Source organism: Pantoea anthophila (assembly GCF_026104315.1).
GTDB lineage: Bacteria > Pseudomonadota > Gammaproteobacteria > Enterobacterales > Enterobacteriaceae > Pantoea > Pantoea anthophila.
Genome location: NZ_CP110471.1, coordinates 392222 through 408183, shown reverse-complemented (window position 1 = coordinate 408183; position 15962 = coordinate 392222). Strand labels below are relative to the sequence as shown.

Annotated in this window: 16 protein-coding genes and 1 pseudogene; 6 read left to right on the top strand and 11 right to left on the bottom strand. The window is 58.6% G+C overall.

Annotated features, from left to right (window positions below; all coding sequences use genetic code 11):
- Window positions 1-5: 5 nt before the first annotated feature.
- Window positions 6-914: a polyprenyl synthetase family protein gene (locus OJ965_RS01910; protein ID WP_009093081.1), complete on the bottom strand. Its 909-nt coding sequence runs from the start codon at window positions 912-914 to the stop codon at window positions 6-8.
- Window positions 915-1134: 220 nt separating this feature from the next.
- On the bottom strand, window positions 1135-1665 hold the full coding sequence (locus tag OJ965_RS01905) for a YtfJ family protein (RefSeq protein ID WP_009093080.1): 531 nt from the start codon (window positions 1663-1665) through the stop codon (window positions 1135-1137).
- Window positions 1666-1836: 171 nt separating this feature from the next.
- Between OJ965_RS01905 and OJ965_RS01900 the strand changes: the two genes are divergently transcribed.
- Window positions 1837-2064: a hypothetical protein gene (locus tag OJ965_RS01900; protein WP_009093079.1), complete on the top strand. Its 228-nt coding sequence runs from the start codon at window positions 1837-1839 to the stop codon at window positions 2062-2064.
- Between the two features lie 94 nt (window positions 2065-2158).
- Here the strand turns inward: OJ965_RS01900 and OJ965_RS01895 are convergent, their stop codons facing one another.
- The 3 genes from OJ965_RS01895 to OJ965_RS01885 form a co-directional block, all read right to left on the bottom strand.
- Window positions 2159-2836: a pirin family protein gene (locus OJ965_RS01895; RefSeq protein ID WP_265135381.1), complete on the bottom strand. Its 678-nt coding sequence runs from the start codon at window positions 2834-2836 to the stop codon at window positions 2159-2161.
- A 126-nt stretch (window positions 2837-2962) separates the two neighbouring features.
- On the bottom strand, window positions 2963-4693 hold the full coding sequence (locus tag OJ965_RS01890) for a DUF2534 family protein (protein WP_265135380.1): 1731 nt from the start codon (window positions 4691-4693) through the stop codon (window positions 2963-2965).
- Between the two features lie 69 nt (window positions 4694-4762).
- Window positions 4763-5155 carry a DUF2946 domain-containing protein gene (locus OJ965_RS01885; protein ID WP_411830297.1) on the bottom strand — a complete coding sequence of 131 codons (393 nt, stop codon included), beginning with the start codon at window positions 5153-5155 and terminating at the stop codon, window positions 4763-4765.
- A 221-nt stretch (window positions 5156-5376) separates the two neighbouring features.
- Here OJ965_RS01885 and OJ965_RS01880 point away from each other — a divergent pair, with 221 nt between their 5' ends.
- Window positions 5377-6315 (top strand): D-2-hydroxyacid dehydrogenase, encoded by a 939-nt coding sequence (locus OJ965_RS01880; RefSeq protein ID WP_265135379.1) that lies wholly within the window; start codon window positions 5377-5379, stop codon window positions 6313-6315.
- A gap of 213 nt (window positions 6316-6528) precedes the next feature.
- Window positions 6529-7253, top strand: a pseudogene (locus tag OJ965_RS01875) (Rpn family recombination-promoting nuclease/putative transposase).
- 121 nt (window positions 7254-7374) lie between these two features.
- On the opposite strand, the gene glsB reads toward OJ965_RS01875, so the two are convergent.
- The 5 genes from glsB to fucO all read right to left on the bottom strand — a co-directional run bounded on the left by glsB (window position 7375) and on the right by fucO (window position 11664).
- The gene (gene glsB, locus OJ965_RS01870; protein WP_050544670.1) at window positions 7375-8340 is read right to left on the bottom strand and encodes a glutaminase B; all 966 of its coding nucleotides are present in this window, start codon (window positions 8338-8340) and stop codon (window positions 7375-7377) included.
- Between the two features lie 52 nt (window positions 8341-8392).
- Entirely contained in the window at window positions 8393-9592 is a 1200-nt protein-coding gene (locus tag OJ965_RS01865; RefSeq protein WP_265135378.1) for a CynX/NimT family MFS transporter, read from the bottom strand.
- 170 nt (window positions 9593-9762) lie between these two features.
- The gene (locus OJ965_RS01860; protein WP_167428668.1) at window positions 9763-9933 is read right to left on the bottom strand and encodes a YdgH/BhsA/McbA family protein; all 171 of its coding nucleotides are present in this window, start codon (window positions 9931-9933) and stop codon (window positions 9763-9765) included.
- A 103-nt stretch (window positions 9934-10036) separates the two neighbouring features.
- On the bottom strand, window positions 10037-10210 hold the full coding sequence (locus OJ965_RS01855) for a GhoT/OrtT family toxin (protein WP_009093071.1): 174 nt from the start codon (window positions 10208-10210) through the stop codon (window positions 10037-10039).
- 305 nt (window positions 10211-10515) lie between these two features.
- Complete coding sequence (gene fucO / locus OJ965_RS01850) at window positions 10516-11664, bottom strand: lactaldehyde reductase (RefSeq protein WP_265135377.1); 1149 nt, start codon at window positions 11662-11664, stop codon at window positions 10516-10518.
- A 264-nt stretch (window positions 11665-11928) separates the two neighbouring features.
- Between fucO and OJ965_RS01845 the strand changes: the two genes are divergently transcribed.
- Together OJ965_RS01845 and OJ965_RS01840 are read left to right on the top strand one after the other, a co-directional pair.
- Window positions 11929-13569 carry a dihydroxyacetone kinase subunit DhaK gene (locus OJ965_RS01845; RefSeq protein WP_265135376.1) on the top strand — a complete coding sequence of 547 codons (1641 nt, stop codon included), beginning with the start codon at window positions 11929-11931 and terminating at the stop codon, window positions 13567-13569.
- A gap of 110 nt (window positions 13570-13679) precedes the next feature.
- Window positions 13680-14228 (top strand): YbhB/YbcL family Raf kinase inhibitor-like protein, encoded by a 549-nt coding sequence (locus OJ965_RS01840; RefSeq protein ID WP_167428665.1) that lies wholly within the window; start codon window positions 13680-13682, stop codon window positions 14226-14228.
- Between the two features lie 51 nt (window positions 14229-14279).
- Here the strand turns inward: OJ965_RS01840 and OJ965_RS01835 are convergent, their stop codons facing one another.
- Window positions 14280-15146 (bottom strand): alpha/beta fold hydrolase, encoded by an 867-nt coding sequence (locus OJ965_RS01835; protein WP_009093067.1) that lies wholly within the window; start codon window positions 15144-15146, stop codon window positions 14280-14282.
- A gap of 178 nt (window positions 15147-15324) precedes the next feature.
- Here OJ965_RS01835 and OJ965_RS01830 point away from each other — a divergent pair, with 178 nt between their 5' ends.
- Window positions 15325-15915, top strand: a complete 591-nt coding sequence (locus tag OJ965_RS01830) for a CGNR zinc finger domain-containing protein (RefSeq protein WP_265135375.1) — start codon at window positions 15325-15327, stop codon at window positions 15913-15915.
- The last annotated feature ends 47 nt before the right edge of the window (window positions 15916-15962 follow it).

Genomic DNA, 15962 nt, shown 5'->3' with positions numbered 1-15962 from the left:
CATCCTTAACTGACGGCAGCGAGTTTTTTCTCAAACCAGGCCTGAACAAAATGATGGGTGGCGTAACCGTCGCGGCAGGCGGACAACAGGTGCTCTCCGGCGCAGCGCAGATGGTCGCGCAGTTGCGATTCCACCGCTTTTGCGCCGAGAAGATTCACCAGCGTCGATTTTCCCTCATCCTGATGGGCATCTTTACCGGTGTCACTCATACCGTCAGTGAGATCGTCCAGCAGCTGAAACGCCTGACCGAGATTCAGCGAAAAGCGGTGCAGCTGTTCGCGGGCTTCTTTGGGGGCTTCCGCGACGATAGAGGCCATCTGCATGGAGGCGCAGAACAGAGTGCTGGTTTTGAAGTGATTGGTCATCAGAATAGCGTCGGCGCTGCGGGGTTTATCTCCCTCCGAGAGATCCTTGAACTGCCCCTGTACCAGCCCCTGCATCCCAACCGCCTGAGACAGCTCTGCAACCGCGTCCGTTCTGGCGCTGGCGGTTAAGCCCTCTGCCACGGCGACCAGACCAAAGGCCTTACTCAGCAGGGCCACGGCAGCGAGGATGGCGACATGCTCACCATACTGACAGTGGATGGTGGGGCGTCCGCGCCGCAGCTGCGCATCATCCATGCAGGGCATATCGTCCAGGATCAGCGAAGCGGCGTGCACCATCTCAACCGCGCAGGCGAGATCAAGCAGACCGGCTGCGCTGGCATTGCACCCCAGATCGCGCGCGGTCAGCAGCAGCAGCAGCGGACGAATACGTTTTCCCGGCGCCAGCGCGCCGTCGCGCATTGCCGCGCCGACCAGGTCACGTTCACTGTCGACCGGTAAAAGCTGATCGAGCCGTTGCTCAATATCGTTCAACAGAATCGCTGCATCGCTGTGTATGACATTGACGTGTTTTTCTGCGCAGACCGTCATCAGGGCTGTCCTTATCTACAGAGGAAGTCACAGCAGGTCGAAATGATTCGATGCCATCTTCAATCATCGTCCCCGGCTGCCCCGGCATAGTGGGCAGGTTTTCAAAGAACGGCGGGTAAATCCATTACAACTAAGCGTAGCTTACGGTAATAAAAAATGTCGGGAAATTCAGGAGCATTCCGCGATTTGCGGCGTCAGCCGGGTGAAAACTAAGCGGTTATCAGCCCAGCAATGCCCGTAGCTGTTTCATCACGCTGGCGACGTTGTCAGCAGATAATGCGCCATCTTTAGCGAAGCGCACAATACCTTGCTGATCAACGACCACGACGGCTGCGCTTTCTGGCTGAAGATGCCAGCTATGCGCCGTCACGCCGCTGCTGTCGATGATGAATTGCTGCCAGGGAGCGGCTTTTTTGCTGGAGGCGATGCTGCGCACCACAAAAATGGCGCTGCCGGGCAGGGCGTCGTCGGTATTCACGATGGTGGTGGTCTGAAAGCGATCGCGCGGCAGACTGGCCTGCTGAACGGCCTCAATCAGGGCAGCACTCTGCTCTTTGGCTGAAAGACGCCCGGCGACATGGATCACCAGCCGCACTTTGCCGGTCAGCGCCTGACTGTTCCAGCGCTGGTAGCCGATATCGCCCTGATTCAGGACCATTTCACCTTTATCGGCCACAAAGACCGGCGGAACCGGCTGGCCGGGTGTCAGGGTGTGGGCGGACGCAACGCCGGAAAACAGCAGGGCTATCATCAATCCATAATGGCGCACAGGTTCCTCACTTCTTTCTCGGTTTGCGGTGGGCGAGGCGAGCTTTCTCATCAGCAGGCAGAAGATTAGTACCACATCCATGTTTCAGATCAATAAAAGCAGTAAAGAATTAGCCTGAGAATGCAGAGGAAAGTTAATTGCCGGAGGTGGAAGATGAGTGCTGCACTGATGACGTTGCCCGAATTTGCCCGTTACATTGGTATTGCCACGCCGACCCTGGCGCGCGCCTTTTGCTGTCGGGGTTCACTGGATGGGGTGCCGCTGCCGCAGGCACTGGATGATGCGCCGCTGACGCAGCGCCACTGGTTACTCGACGATGTGCGTCAGTTTGACCACGTTTATAAACGGGTTCAGGCGAAGCAGCCCCGTAACCGGGAGTAAGGACAAACATTGCCGCGCGGAAATCGTCCCGCGCGGCGTTTTTTAATGAAGCGTGGCGCTGCCTGAGACCTCACCGGGAAAGGCAGCGCGTTTTTTATGCAGCGTGATCGGGCTTGATCAGGAAGCAGACCAGATTGGCATCCCGATCACCCGTGATTTCACTCCCGGCCGCCAGCCCGCTGACCGCATCACCCCGACCCAGTTGCGCCTCGCCGATACGAATGCTGCCTTCCAGCACGACGAGATAAGCCACAAAGCCCGGCAGAGCGGGCACGTCCAGCGTGTGGTTGCGCTCCAGCAGGGTGTCATAGATATAGGCTGCCTGACGCAGTTCCAGTGGGGCGTCTGACTCCTCCGGCCCGGCCAGTTCGGTCCAGCCATTACTCATAATGCCCTGATCGCGCTCCAGCACCTGGGTCATCGCTTCACCCCCGGGCTGGGCGGGACGGATAACCGCCTGTAACAGTTCCGCTTCAAACAGCGGCACCGACTCTTCGTACTGAACGCCGTCACCCGCATTGACCACCATCACCCGCTTAGCGGAGAGCTGGGTCCGCTCGCCGTTACTGTCCTGATGCTGCATCGATCCCCGCCACAGATAGGTAAAAACCTCTTCATTCCAGTGCTGCTGCATCGGGATCCGGGCATCCAGCTTCAGCGACATCAGGTCAACGCTGACCAGCGGGCTTAGCGCCTCGCCAGGTCGCTGACGGCGGACGGTAAAGGGGCCGTACTCAAACAGCTGTTCAGGATTAGCACGCAGGATGTTCATGATTTGCCTTTAAACAGAAGGGTCAGTGACAACGATCATAGCCTTTAGTGGGAGAATGAAAAGCCGGGAAATTTGCCCGGCTTCGTCAGTTATGTTGAAGAAGAGACTGCCAGCGGAGGCGGCAGCCTATTTGCCCTGCTCATCGCTTTCACCCAGGAAGAAATACCAGAGTGGAATCGACAGCAGTCCGGTAAAGACCGTGGAGTAGAGCAGAATCATCATCGCCTGCGTGATATACATCGTCAGCGACCAGTGGCTGAAGGGGATCTGATACTGATCAATCACGCCGCCTATCATCGCATTCGCCATCACCGAAATCACAATCAGCGCCAGAACCGTCACGCTGCGCAGAAAATAGCGCATCTCTTTGCGCTTCACGGCGAAGCGGGACTGCACGATCGCCAGCGGCGACTGCTTGTCGGGTGCAATCTCGGTGCGGGCCTGGCTGCGACGCCGGGCGCTGCGCCAGCGCTGAATATCCAGCAGCAGAAACAGCAGCAGGCTGATGCCCATGACCGGCAGGGCATAACCGAGCGCCAGCATCACGATGAGGCTGGTGCCCTGCGCATAGCGTGGCAGCGCCAGCCAGGCGGTTAACAGCGTCTGTGAAGGGTTAAGCTGCGGAACCGCCGGACGACGAATCCACCACATGCGGTAGCCCAGCACAATCATCGTGCAGAGTCCGAAGCCAAAGAGGGCCAGAATCAGCTGATTAGGCAGGCCGAACAGCACACCCATGTGCGCATCGACGCCCCAGCGGGTCAGTTTTGCCACCAGCGGGAAGCTGGCGAACGCCACTTTGTCGACCACGGTGAAGTCGGCCGGATTGAGTGAAACGGCATCCACCTGACTTGGCCAGCTGCGGTCAATCTCCGAAATCGTCCATGCCTGTCCGGCGTTTTTAGGCTGGCGCAGTTCGAGTTTTGCCGCCTTCAGTCCTGCCTGACGGGCGGCAGACAGGGCCTGATCCCAGCGGGCATCCGGCTGATTAGGAATGACCCGCGCGGGAGTCTCAGCGGGCATCGTCATGCCCGACATGGTCATCCCTTCCATTGCGCCGCGATGCTCTGCGTGGGGATCGGCAGATTCAGCCGGGGCGTCACCGTTCAGCGCGGTTTTCACCTGCGGCGTTTTCCAGTTCAGGTCGCTGCGCATCTTTTCAATGTTGCTGCCCGCCCACTGCGACCAGGTCAGCCCGGTCACCGAAAAGAAGATCAGGCCCAGGGCCAGCAGCAGTCCCAGCGTGACGTGCCAGTGACGCACGGCGGCAAACCCGCTGCGGACGTTCTTTCGGGTACGGGGAGGGCGGGTACCGGCCCACAGGATGAGCCCGCCCAGCGCGGCGACCCAGAGCCAGGACGCGGCCAGTTCACTGTAGTTACGGCCGAAATCGCCCAGTAACAAGCCACGATGCAGCTGATCGAGCCACATGCGTAGCGGCAGCACGCCGCTGGTGCCATATACGGTCATATCCCCCCTGACCTGCAGGGTATAGGGATCGATAAACACCGAGCGTGACTCAGAGGGACCCGCATCAGCGGCAGTGAACTGCACCCGCGTCGTATCCCCGGGACCCGGCGCGGGACGCACGGCGTAGATGTGCGCTGACAGGCCTGCCCTGGCCCGTGCTGCGGCAACCTGCGCGGAGAGCGGCTGCGGCTCGCCCTGCGCACGGGTCGTCAGGGCATCGTGATAGATCGCCTGTTCCAGTTGCGGAGTCAGAACGTAGAGCGTTCCGGTGAGGGCCGCGATGAAAATGAACGGCGCAATAAACAGACCAATATAAAAATGCAGGCGGCGTAGCAGATTAAACAGCGTGCCGCGTGGTGCAGGGGATGTTTCCTGATAAGAGGACATAGCATTCCACACTTTTCAAAAGACAGGGGCGATCGGGTGACGTTGTCACGCAATCGAAATGTTATGGTGTCAGTGTGATGCGTAACAGGGCGGTGCCCGGGGGCGATGAAGGCGCAGCGTTCGCCGCCGCCGGAGCGGCGTGACCGCACGGGGCGGCGGTGCGCGACTGATGAGGCACATCCACCAGATGAACGGGACAAAGTTCCAGAGCATCAGGGGCACATGTACCAGTAAATCACAGTATCCGCAGGCAAAGCCTGCATCGGTCATCATCACAGGGTCCATCATGGACATCTCGCCGTGATGATGCATCATCGGCATCTCTGCGCTCATGCTGACGTGCTGCATCCTGGCATGATCTGCCGCAAGGTTTTTAGAGACCATCGGTGCAACAAACAACAGCAGCACGGCCAGTATCGCAATACCGGCTGTGAGTCGTTGTCTGAATAAGCATTTCGGCATCATTTACACAGGCACAATGGGACAAATTTCCGGGCGGCAGTGTAACGCGAAGGGAATAAAAGGGTTAAATAAAGTGGCTGCTGAAGCAAAGAAATTCGCACTCTTTGAACATATTCACTTTAATTTCAGCTTCATTTAACTTAGTTGTTACCCGCTGAACACATACAGGTAACATCACGGCTGAGCCTGTGGATGACACTCTGAGCAATTAAGGACAGATAATGAAAATAGTTATGCTGGATGGCGATACGCTGCCGCTCTCACTGCCGATCGAACAGCTCCAGGGTGAGTGGGAGATCCGCACACACACGCCGGTTAATGAGATCGTGTCTGCCCTGCAGGGGGCGACTATCGCGATCACCAATAAAGTTCCGTTACGCGCCGCCACACTCAGGCAACTGCCGGATCTGCGCTTTGTCTGTGTTGCCGCAACCGGCTATGACTGTATCGATCTCGACGCCTGTCGCGATCACGGGATCACCGTCAGCAATGTGCCCGGCTACTCCACGCAGAGCGTCTCCGAGGCGGTGATTGCAGCCCTTTTCGCGCTGCGCCGGCAGTTATTTGACTATGCCAGCACCACGCGCCGGGACTGGCCGCAGGCGCAACACTTCTGTCTGCATCGTCGGCCGATTCAGGATATCGGCGGGGCCATGCTGGGTATCGCGGGCCGGGGCGAAATCGGTCAGGCGGTAGGAAGGCTGGCGCAGGCGCTGGGGATGCAGGTCCAGTTCGCCGAGCGCAAAGGGAGTCAGACTGTGCGTGACGGCTATGTCAGCTTTGAGCAGATGCTGGCCACCAGCGATGTGATTTCACTGCACTGTCCGTTAAGCGATCAGACCCGACAGATGATTGACCGTGAGGCGCTGGCTAAGATGAAACCGCAGGCGCTGCTGATCAACACCGCGCGTGGCGGATTAATCAATGAAGCCGATCTGGCGGCTGCCCTGGCGCAGCGCGTTATCGGCGGTGCGGCGCTGGATGTGCTGAGTAGTGAACCGCCTGCTCCCGATAATCCGCTGCTGGCGGATCTGCCGGGTCTGCTGCTGACGCCGCACATTGCCTGGGCAAGCCGCAGCGGCGCAGAGAATCTGGTGAAGGGCGTGATGAAAAATATCGCCGCTTCTCTTCAGGGCGAGCCGATTAACGTGGTGAGCTGAACCCGGTCTGAGTGGGGGCATCTTCGGCAGTTTCGGCATGGGCAGCGCATGACGCTTTCTGCACTGAAAAGCGGGCCACCTCGTAAATTTAAAGCGTGTTGTTTTACCTGCCTTGTCTGGAGTGATATTCCAGTCATAGCCTGATTCATTACCGCGAAACAAAGAGCAGGTGGATCAGGTTAAGGGGATCAGGAACAGAGCCAGGATGGCACGATGAAAAAGAAGCACGGCACGCCTGCGCCTCATGATGCAACATTCCGGCAGTTTCTGACGCAGCCTGAAATTGCCAGAGATTTTATGGCGCTGCACCTGCCGCCAGACCTGCGGGAGATCTGTAATCCCGACACGCTGAAGCTCGAATCGGGGTCGTTTGTGGAAAAGGATCTCAGGCAATATTTCAGCGACGTGCTTTACAGTCTGAAAACGACTTCAGGTGAGGGATTTGTCCATGTTGTGATTGAGCATCAGTCTGCACCAGACAAACACATGGCGTTTCGGTTACTTCGTTATGCCGTTGCAGCGATGCAGCGCCATCTGGAGAATGGACATAAGCGGTTACCGCTGGTGATACCGGTGCTGTTTTATACCGGTAAACGCAGCCCCTATCCCTATTCTAACCGGTGGCTGGATGAGTTTGACGATCCGGTACTGGCGGGCAGGCTTTATCATCAGGCTTTCCCATTGGTTGACGTCACAGTTATACCTGATGACGAAATTATGCAGCACCGCAGCATGGGGATTCACTTATGACGATTGCACAACAGCTGGAACAAATCGGCATTGAGCAGGGTATCCGGCTCGGTATGGTAAAAGGTGAACGTGCAGCAACATTTAAGATCGCCCGCGCGATGCTGCAAAGCGGTATGGACCGCCATACCATTCTGCACATGACCGGGCTGAGCGAAGCGGAACTGGCGGATATCCTTCAAACAGACTGAGACATGCTCTCAGTCTGTTATGCAGACTATGATCCCACTCCCCGGCGTCCGGAGTCGTCGTGCCTGTTCATCATCAAACCGCCTTGCACAGATGACTACTCTACTTCGTCGGGACCCAGGGTCAGAAAATAGAGCGGCCCAGCTTTTCCGTCAGTAACTCCAGCACCGCCGTGCCCGCCAGGGAATTGCCCGCGCCATCGAGTCCGGGTGACCAGACGGCGATGCTCATCTCTCCGGGGATAATGGCAATGATCCCGCCACCTACCCCTGACTTTGCCGGCATACCGACCCGCCAGGCAAATTCGCCTGCGCCATCGTACATCCCGCTGGTGATCATCAGCGCGTTAATCTGGCGCGCCTGACGCGCGGTAATCATCTGGCTGCCATCCAGCGTCCGGCCCTGATTCGCCAGATAGATAAACGTGCGTGCCAGTTCAACGCAGCTCATTGACAGTGAGCAGTAGTGAAAATAGGTCTGCATCACGCTGGTCACGTCGTTATCGAAATTCCCGAACGACTTCATCAGCCAGGCAATCGCCGCGTTGCGGGCCGAGTGTTCAAACTCGGAGCGGGCAACGTGGCGGTCATAGTTGATGTCCGGCTGCTGACTCAGCTGCCGGACAATCTCCAGCATACGCTGACGCGGCGCGGTCAGCCGGGTTTCCAGCAGGTCGCAGATCACCAGGGCACCCGCATTAATAAAGGGATTACGCGGTTTACCCTGTTCCAGTTCGAGCTGCACCAGCGAATTAAAAGGCTGACCCGACGGCTCTTTTCCGACCCGCTGCCAGATTTCGCTATCGTCATAGCGGGTCAGCGCCACGGTCAGCGACAGCGCTTTAGAGATCGACTGAATCGAAAAGCGCGTTTGGGCATCGCCCGCCTGAAAGAGGGTGCCGTCAGGCAGGCAGACAGCGATAGCCAGCCGGTCTGCGGCCACATCGGCCAGCGCGGGGATATAGTCCGCCACTTTTCCCTGATGAACCAGCGGACGCACCTCATCCAGGATCGCCTGCAACAGCGCATTATTCAGTTCAGACACACTCGCTTCTCCTGTCGCTTCCCGCCGGACGCTGATGCTGTGCATCAGCGACCGGCAGATCATATTGTTAAGGTCTGATGGCGGCATGGCCGCACGTTCAGCTGATGGGTTTTGACTGTGCGGCCAGGGGGGCCAGCAGCATCTGAAGCAGGCTCAGTAGCACCAGTACGCTGAAGGGGATCGTCCAGTTTCCGCTCTGCTCATGGAGCACGCCAAACAACAACGGACCGAGCGCGGCCAGCGCATAGCCGACGCACTGGGCCATACCGGAGAGCTGTGAAGCCTGACGATGATTGCTGGCCCGCAGATTAAAGAGGGAGAGGGAGAGCACCAGTGAGGCGCCTGCGCCCAGACCGGCCAGGGTCAGCCAGATCGCCGCCCACAGCGGGTTAAGCAGTAGCCCCAGCATGCCGAGAAAGATAGCCGACGAGGCGATGAAGGCGGTGAGGCGGGCATCCTTTACCCGCTTCAGCGCCATCATGCAGCCAAGATTGGCGACAATCGCGATGGCCTGATACCAGAACAGCAGCCAGCCCGCCGTGGCCTGACTGAAACCCTGGTCCTGGGCGAACAGCGTAAACCAGTCGATCAGGGTATAAAACGCCAGCGACTGCAGCGCCATAAACAGGGCAATCTGCCAGCCGCCTGCCGAGCGCCACGGATGGCGATGGAGAACTGTCGTCTCGCCGGATGCCTGCTTTAACGGACGCTGGCGTAGCAGTGGCAGCCAGGCCAGCAGCGCAATCAGCCCTGGGATCGCCCAGACCACCAGCGACAGTCGCCAGCCTGCGGAGGAAAGCTGGCTCAGCGGAACGGCAATCCCGGAGGCCAGGCTGGCCGTAATCGACATGGTGGCGGCGTAAAGCCCGATATAGCGGGCAGTATGGGCGGTGAAATCGCGTTTAATCAGCGGGGGCAACAGGACGTTGGCGGCAGCAATCCCGGCGCTGAGCAACAGGGTTCCGCCCCATAACGCCGCCTCCACAGGCAGCCAGCGCAACAGGGAACCCGCGGTCATCAAGCAGAGTGCGCCCCACAGGCTGCGTTCGAGTCCGATGCGATTGCCGAGCCAGGCGGCTGGTGGCGCAAGCAGGGCAAAGAGGATCAGGGGAATAAAGTTGAACAGACCCGCTTCACCGGCACTCAGTCCAAAGGTCTGACGGATATCCTGCAGAACCGGGCCGACCACAGTCACCGGTGCGCGAAGGTTGGCCGCGGTCAGCAGCAGCACAAATAAAAAAAATGAGGCGCCGGAGAGCGCAGCATGAGGTTTAACACTAAGTTGCAGAGGCTTCATGGCAGGGATCATCACAGGCAGCAGCGCTGCGGGGGCGTTGGTTGACGTTAACGCTTACGCATCAGAAATGATGTCTGGGCGCTACTTTACTGACCGGCCATCGGCGTGTAAAGCCTTGTTATGCGATGAAATAGCGCAAATGCGATCCCGTAACACACTGTGCGGGTGTGTCAGTGAAATTCCGGTTCGGGAAAGTGACCGCAGTCATTCTGGCTGGGATTGGTGCCAGGCTGGCAGGTCTGCTGACGGGTTTCTGCCGCCGGGACCGGTTTTTCGGCGCCCCAGGGTCCGCTGCAGGCACTGAGAAGGGAAATCAGAATCGCCACACTGATTACGCGCATAACCGCTCCTTATATGAGTGATGAGCAAGCCGACATCAGCGATCGGCGCAGAGCGGGTCAGTGACGTCTAATCTGAGTGTGGTCGGTAAGGCGAAAATGTCAATTAAAACAGCGCGAACATCAGCGCAACGGGAAAACTCATCGGCCAGGTGGCACCCACCAGAAAGGCGCTGAGCAGTTTAATGCTGAGCTTATCTTTGGCGATAAAGAAGGTGATCAGCGTAGCGAACAGTGCAACAACGGCATAAAAAATCAGCATACCCTGGTACAGTGTCATCAATATCTCCGCAGCATCGTAAAGGTTTTCGCTGCGCATGATGCGGATTTTTGTGATCCAGATCAAGTGACTCAGGGTTTAGCATCTAAAGAAATCATCCGGTCAGGTGGCGCATGCACCGGAACCTGCAGAAAACTCGCGGGCGATTTCAGGCTGAAATGGGCATCAGAAAAATCGAGAAAACCCCGGCCGTCACCGCGCTGACTGGCTTTATCCGCCCTGGCGAATCGCGACAGATCCAGCGCGATAAAAAAGCCCGCTGGCGTGAGCGGGCCTGACGTCAGCGGCGGATAAGCTGGCGCGCGTTAACTCTGACTGTAGAGCGCCATCACCGCCTCAAGATCGGGCGTGCGCGGGTTGCCACCGGTACAGACATCATCCAGCGCGGCCTGCGCCAGGGCCGGGATATCGGCCTGCTGTAAACCCACTTCACGTAAGGAACGCGGGATGCCCACATCCCGACAGAGCTGACGAACGGCATCAACCGCGGCCTCCCGCGCCTGCTCCAGCGAGAGGGTGTCGACCTGCTTCACGCCCATGGCGCGCGCAATGTCGCGATACTTTTCGCCGGTCCAGGCGGCATTCCACGCCATCACCTGCGGCAGCAGAATGGCGTTAGCAATGCCGTGTGGCACATCATAAAAGGCGCCCAGCGGATGAGCCATGCCATGAACCAGCCCGAGTCCGACACTGGAGAAACCCATCCCGGCGACATACTGTCCCAGCGCCATCTGCTCCACCGCGTCGGGATCCCCCGCCACCGACTTGCGCAGTGACCGGCTGATAATCTCAATGGCTTTGAGATGCAGCATATCGGTCAGCGTCCAGGCGCCACGCGTGATATAGCCCTCAATCGCGTGGGTCAGTGCATCAATACCGGTTGCGGCTTTCAGTGAGGCGGGCATACTCGCCATCATTTCCGCATCAACAATCGCGACTTTCGGAATGGCATGCGGATCGACACAGACAAACTTACGGCGTTTCTCTTCATCGGTAATAACGTAATTGATGGTGACTTCTGCGGCGGTGCCTGCCGTGGTCGGGATAGCGATAATCGGAACGCAGGGATGGCGGGTGGTGGCCACGCCCTCCAGGCTGCGCACATCTTCAAATTCGGGATTGTTGATAATCATACCGATCGCCTTGCTGGTATCCTGAGGTGAACCGCCCCCGATCGCTATCAGATAATCTGCGCCCGATGCCCTGAAGGCCGCCACGCCCTGCTGCACCACCCGAATGGTGGGATTGGGTACCACCTCATCGTACACCGCCCAGGCAAGCTGGTGGCTGGCCAGCCGATCGGTCACCCGCTTCAGCGCACCGGCTGCCACCAGTGCACGGTCAGTAACAATCAGGGCTTTGCGCATTCCACGACGCTCTACCTCTTCCGGCAGATGACGTAACGCGCCGGCACCAAACCAGGCCGTTTCATTCAGAATCATACGTTGAGTCATAAAAACATCCTCTGTTTGTGAATGCGCTCTAACTTCCGCCATTCCCTATCAGGGTTCTGCGCAGAACCTCTCAGTTTCGGATAAAGATATTTGATAAAAATCAATAAATTAGTCCGGAGTGGCGCGATGCCTTTGCCAGATGCCGCGCCAGGCGCTGAACGAGACGGGCTGATACGCCGGGTTTCGCAGGGGATTTCTCCCCGTCTGTCGGTTATGTGCAACACTTGTTTACTTCCCCTTCGCACGCCCATGAGGAATGAAGAGATGACCCGATTTGTACTGAATAACAAGGACGACCTCGTCGACAGCGCGTTAGATGGCATGATTTACGCCAGCCCGTGGCGCAATCTGGTGCGGCTACAGGTCGCGCCGCGAATCCGCATTGTCATGCGCAGGGACTGGCAGAAACAGCAGGTGGCGCTGATCTCCGGCGGGGGAGCCGGACATGAACCGGCGCATGTCGGATTTATCGGTAAAGGGATGCTGACGGCCGCCGTTTGTGGCGATCTCTTTGCTTCACCCAGCGTAGACGCGGTGTATCACGCCATCGTCAATCTTACCGGGGAAGCCGGATGCCTGCTCATTGTAAAAAATTACACCGGCGATCGGCTTAACTTTGGCCTGGCGGCAGAGAAGGCGCGTAAGGCGGGATACCGCGTCAACATGGTGATTGTCGGTGATGATGTGGCCCTGCCGGAGAATCCTCAGCCGCGCGGGTTGGCCGGTACCCTGCTGGTACACAAGGTGGCGGGCTTCGTCGCCGAACGGGGTGACGACCTGGCGGCGGTCACCGCGGCCGCGCAGGCGGCCAGCCAGGCCATCGCGTCGATGGGCGTGGCGCTCTCCGGCTGCCATCTGCCGGATGAGCCGGTCAGCCAGCGGGTGCCGGAAGGCAGTGTCGAAATGGGACTGGGCATTCACGGGGAACCGGGCGTTGAGGTGATGCAGAGCCAGAACAGTCAGCAGATTGTTCAGCAGCTGCTGGAGAAGGTAATGCCGGAGAATGAGGAACCCTGCGCGCTGCTGGTGAATAATCTGGGCGGCATGTCCGCGCTGGAGATGAGTCTGGTGACGCGGGATCTGATTGCGTCGCCGCTCAGCCGGAGCAGTAACTATCTGATGGGGCCTGCGCCGCTGATGACCGCACTGGACATGAAAGGGTTTTCCGTGACCTGCATGAGGCTGACTCCCCTCTTCGAAGAGGCCCTCTGCGCGCCGGTTGAGGTCACCGGCTGGGTAACCCCAGTGAGAATCGCCCCACTGGAACCGGTAAGTGCCGCCACTCCGGCTTCAGCCCACCCGGTCCAGCCCTCTGCAAACTCCCAGGTTGCCGCCTACGTGAACACTATCTGTGAAACCCTGATGGCCTGCGAAAGTGAGCTGAACCGGCTGGATGCGCAGGTCGGGGACGGTGATACCGGTTCGACCTTTGCCGCGGGCGCGCGTCAGATCCAGCGCGAATGTGCCGATAATCAGCTGCCACTGAATGCTTTACCCGAGCTGCTCGCGGTCACGGGAGAGCGGCTGGCGACGGTGATGGGCGGCTCCAGCGGCGTGCTGATGGCGATCTTTTTTACCGCTGCCGCCCAGCAACTGGCGGAGGGCGATACCCTGCCTGTCGCCCTGCAGCAGGGGCTGGAGAAGATGAAGGAGTATGGCGGGGCAAAGCCGGGCGACCGGACACTGATCGATGCACTGCAACCGGCCATAGAGGCGCTGGTGGCGGGCCAGTCACTGGAGGCGGCAGCAGAAGCGGCGCAGCAGGGCAGTGAGGCGACGGCCACCATGGGAACTGCAAAAGCGGGTCGCTCCTCCTATCTGAACAGCACAAACCTCAATGGCGTGCCCGATCCGGGGGCCGTCGCGGTCGCGCGCGTCTTTGCGGCCCTGAACAAGGCGAAGTGAAAATGCTGACGCTGCTGTGCGGCCTCTGTCGCGCAGCCGTCAGAATAAGCAGGCAATGAAACAATGTAGCGGGACAATTTTCTCAGGTGCTATCTGATAAGGAGTGACGGTTGAAAAAATTACTCTGCGCGGCGGCGCTGGCCGTTCTGCCCATGACCACGCTGGCGGCATCCGTGTTTACGTTGCAATCCCGGGACTTCAGCGACAATGCGCTGCTGGACAAAAAGTTTGCCGGTGCCAATAAAAGTAATCCTTCCTGTACCGGTGAGAATGTCTCTCCTGAACTCAACTGGTCGGCTATTCCGGCGGGCACCCGCAGTCTGGCGCTGCTGATGACCGATCCGGTGGGGGCCAGGGGGCTTGGCGTCACCCACATGGTGGCTTACAACATTGCCCCCACGCGTTCATCGTTTGCTCAGGGCGCTCTGACGGAGGGGAAAGGGTATACCGGCGGAAAGAATACGCCGGGGACTACACACTATTATGGCCCCTGTCCGCCAGCGGGTAGCGGTCTGCACCACTATAACTTTGTGCTGATCGCCACCGATTTACCGCCGGGCCAGTTAAAAGCGGGTTTAACCCAGGCGGAACTGATTGCACAGCTGAAGGGGCATGCGCTGGGCGCGGCCAGTACGGTCGGCCGGTTCAGTAATGAATAAAGGAAGGGAGAGGCACAGAGGCGGTATCGGATAGCTTCTGTGCCCCTTTTGTCAGTCGCCGCTGAACATCTCCCGGATACGCGTTGCAATGTGCTGAGTATGGGTCTCCAGCGCGAAATGCCCGCTATCCAGCATCTCAACCACCGCCTGCGGATTGTCACGCTGCCAGGCTGCTGCCCCCGGCGGGATAAAGAAGGGATCGTGTTTCCCCCAGATCACCAGCGTCGGCAGCTGCTTTTGACGGAAAAAGGCCTGAAATTCCGGGTAGCGCTGCAAATTACTGGCGTAATCGAGAAACAGCGCCTGCTGAATCGCTTTATTACCGGGTCGCTCCATCAGCAGGGTGTCCAGCGTATACGTCTCCGGCGCAATTAACTGCGGATCGCTGACGCCATGCGTGTATTGCCACTTGATCGCTTCCGGCGTCAGGACGGTGTCGCGCACCACCTGACCCTTAGCTTCGCTGGGGTCGTCCCAGTAAGCACGCACCGGCGCCCAGGCTTCTCCCAGTCCCTCCAGATAGGCATTGCCGTTTTGCGATATCAGTCCGCTGACACGCTCAGGCCGGGCGAGGGCCAGACGCAGACCGGCAGGGGCACCATAGTCGAAAACATACAGGGCATAACGTTTCAGACCCAGCGCATCCACGAAAGCGGTCAGCGTCTGACCGAGTGCGTCGAAAGTCCAGCTGTAGTGACGCTCAGCGGGAACGTCAGTAAAGCCAAAGCCGGGCAGATCGGGCGCGATAAGGTGAAACCTGTCAGCCAGCAGAGGAATAAGGTGACGAAACTGATGTGACGAGGTGGGAAAGCCATGCAGCAGTAACAGTACCGGGTGGGAAGGATCGCCCGCTTCCCGATAGAAGATATTGACCCCATCGGCCTGCAGATAGCGATGTTGAATAGCGTGGTCGGTCATAGCTGACACTCCTGTAACTGGTAAATTCGTTTATTAGGGGTTACTGATGCTGATTATGCTGCCTTTTGGTAACCTGTCAATGATGATTTAAGTGGTTACACGGTCTGTTTGTAACTGTATAATGCGTTTTTTATCGGTGACACTGGTGTCAGGCGAGACTCCCAGGAGAGGCATTAACATGGCAGAAACACAATCATCCACCGCGCAGGGGCCGTGGTTTCTGGCCGATCATCCGGCGCTGGACTTCATTAATACCGTCGCCATCGTGGACGGTCAGCCGCACGATTTCTGGCAAACCGATGAGGATGTTGACGCATGGCTTCAGCAGGCCGGACTGGCTACAGACGGCCCGGCAGCGCACTCTGAAGCTGGCACGCTGTTGCAGGCTGCCCGTCAGCTGCGGGACAACATTCGCGACATGGTGCAGCAACAGAAGGCGGGTGAAGCGATAGATGTGCGGGTGCTGAATGCCTGGCTGGGCGAGGCGATCAGCCATATGCAGCTCGTCACAGAGCAGGGGACGTTGCAGATCCGCCGGATTTATCCTGCTCAGAGCGCAATGCAGCGACTGGGGCGGGTTGCAGAACAGGCTGCCAGCCTGCTGGCCCAGGCGGATTTCAGCCGGGTACGCGCTTGTGAACATCCCGCCTGTAACCTGTGGTTTTACGATCGTACCAAAGCGCATCGCCGTCGCTGGTGCAGCATGGCGCTGTGCGGTAATCGGGCGAAAGTGGCGCGTTTCCGGCAGGGCGTGAAGTCAAAGGGATGACGACTCCGGGCGCTAAGGTGATGCCGGAAAAAGAGGAAGAGGCGACA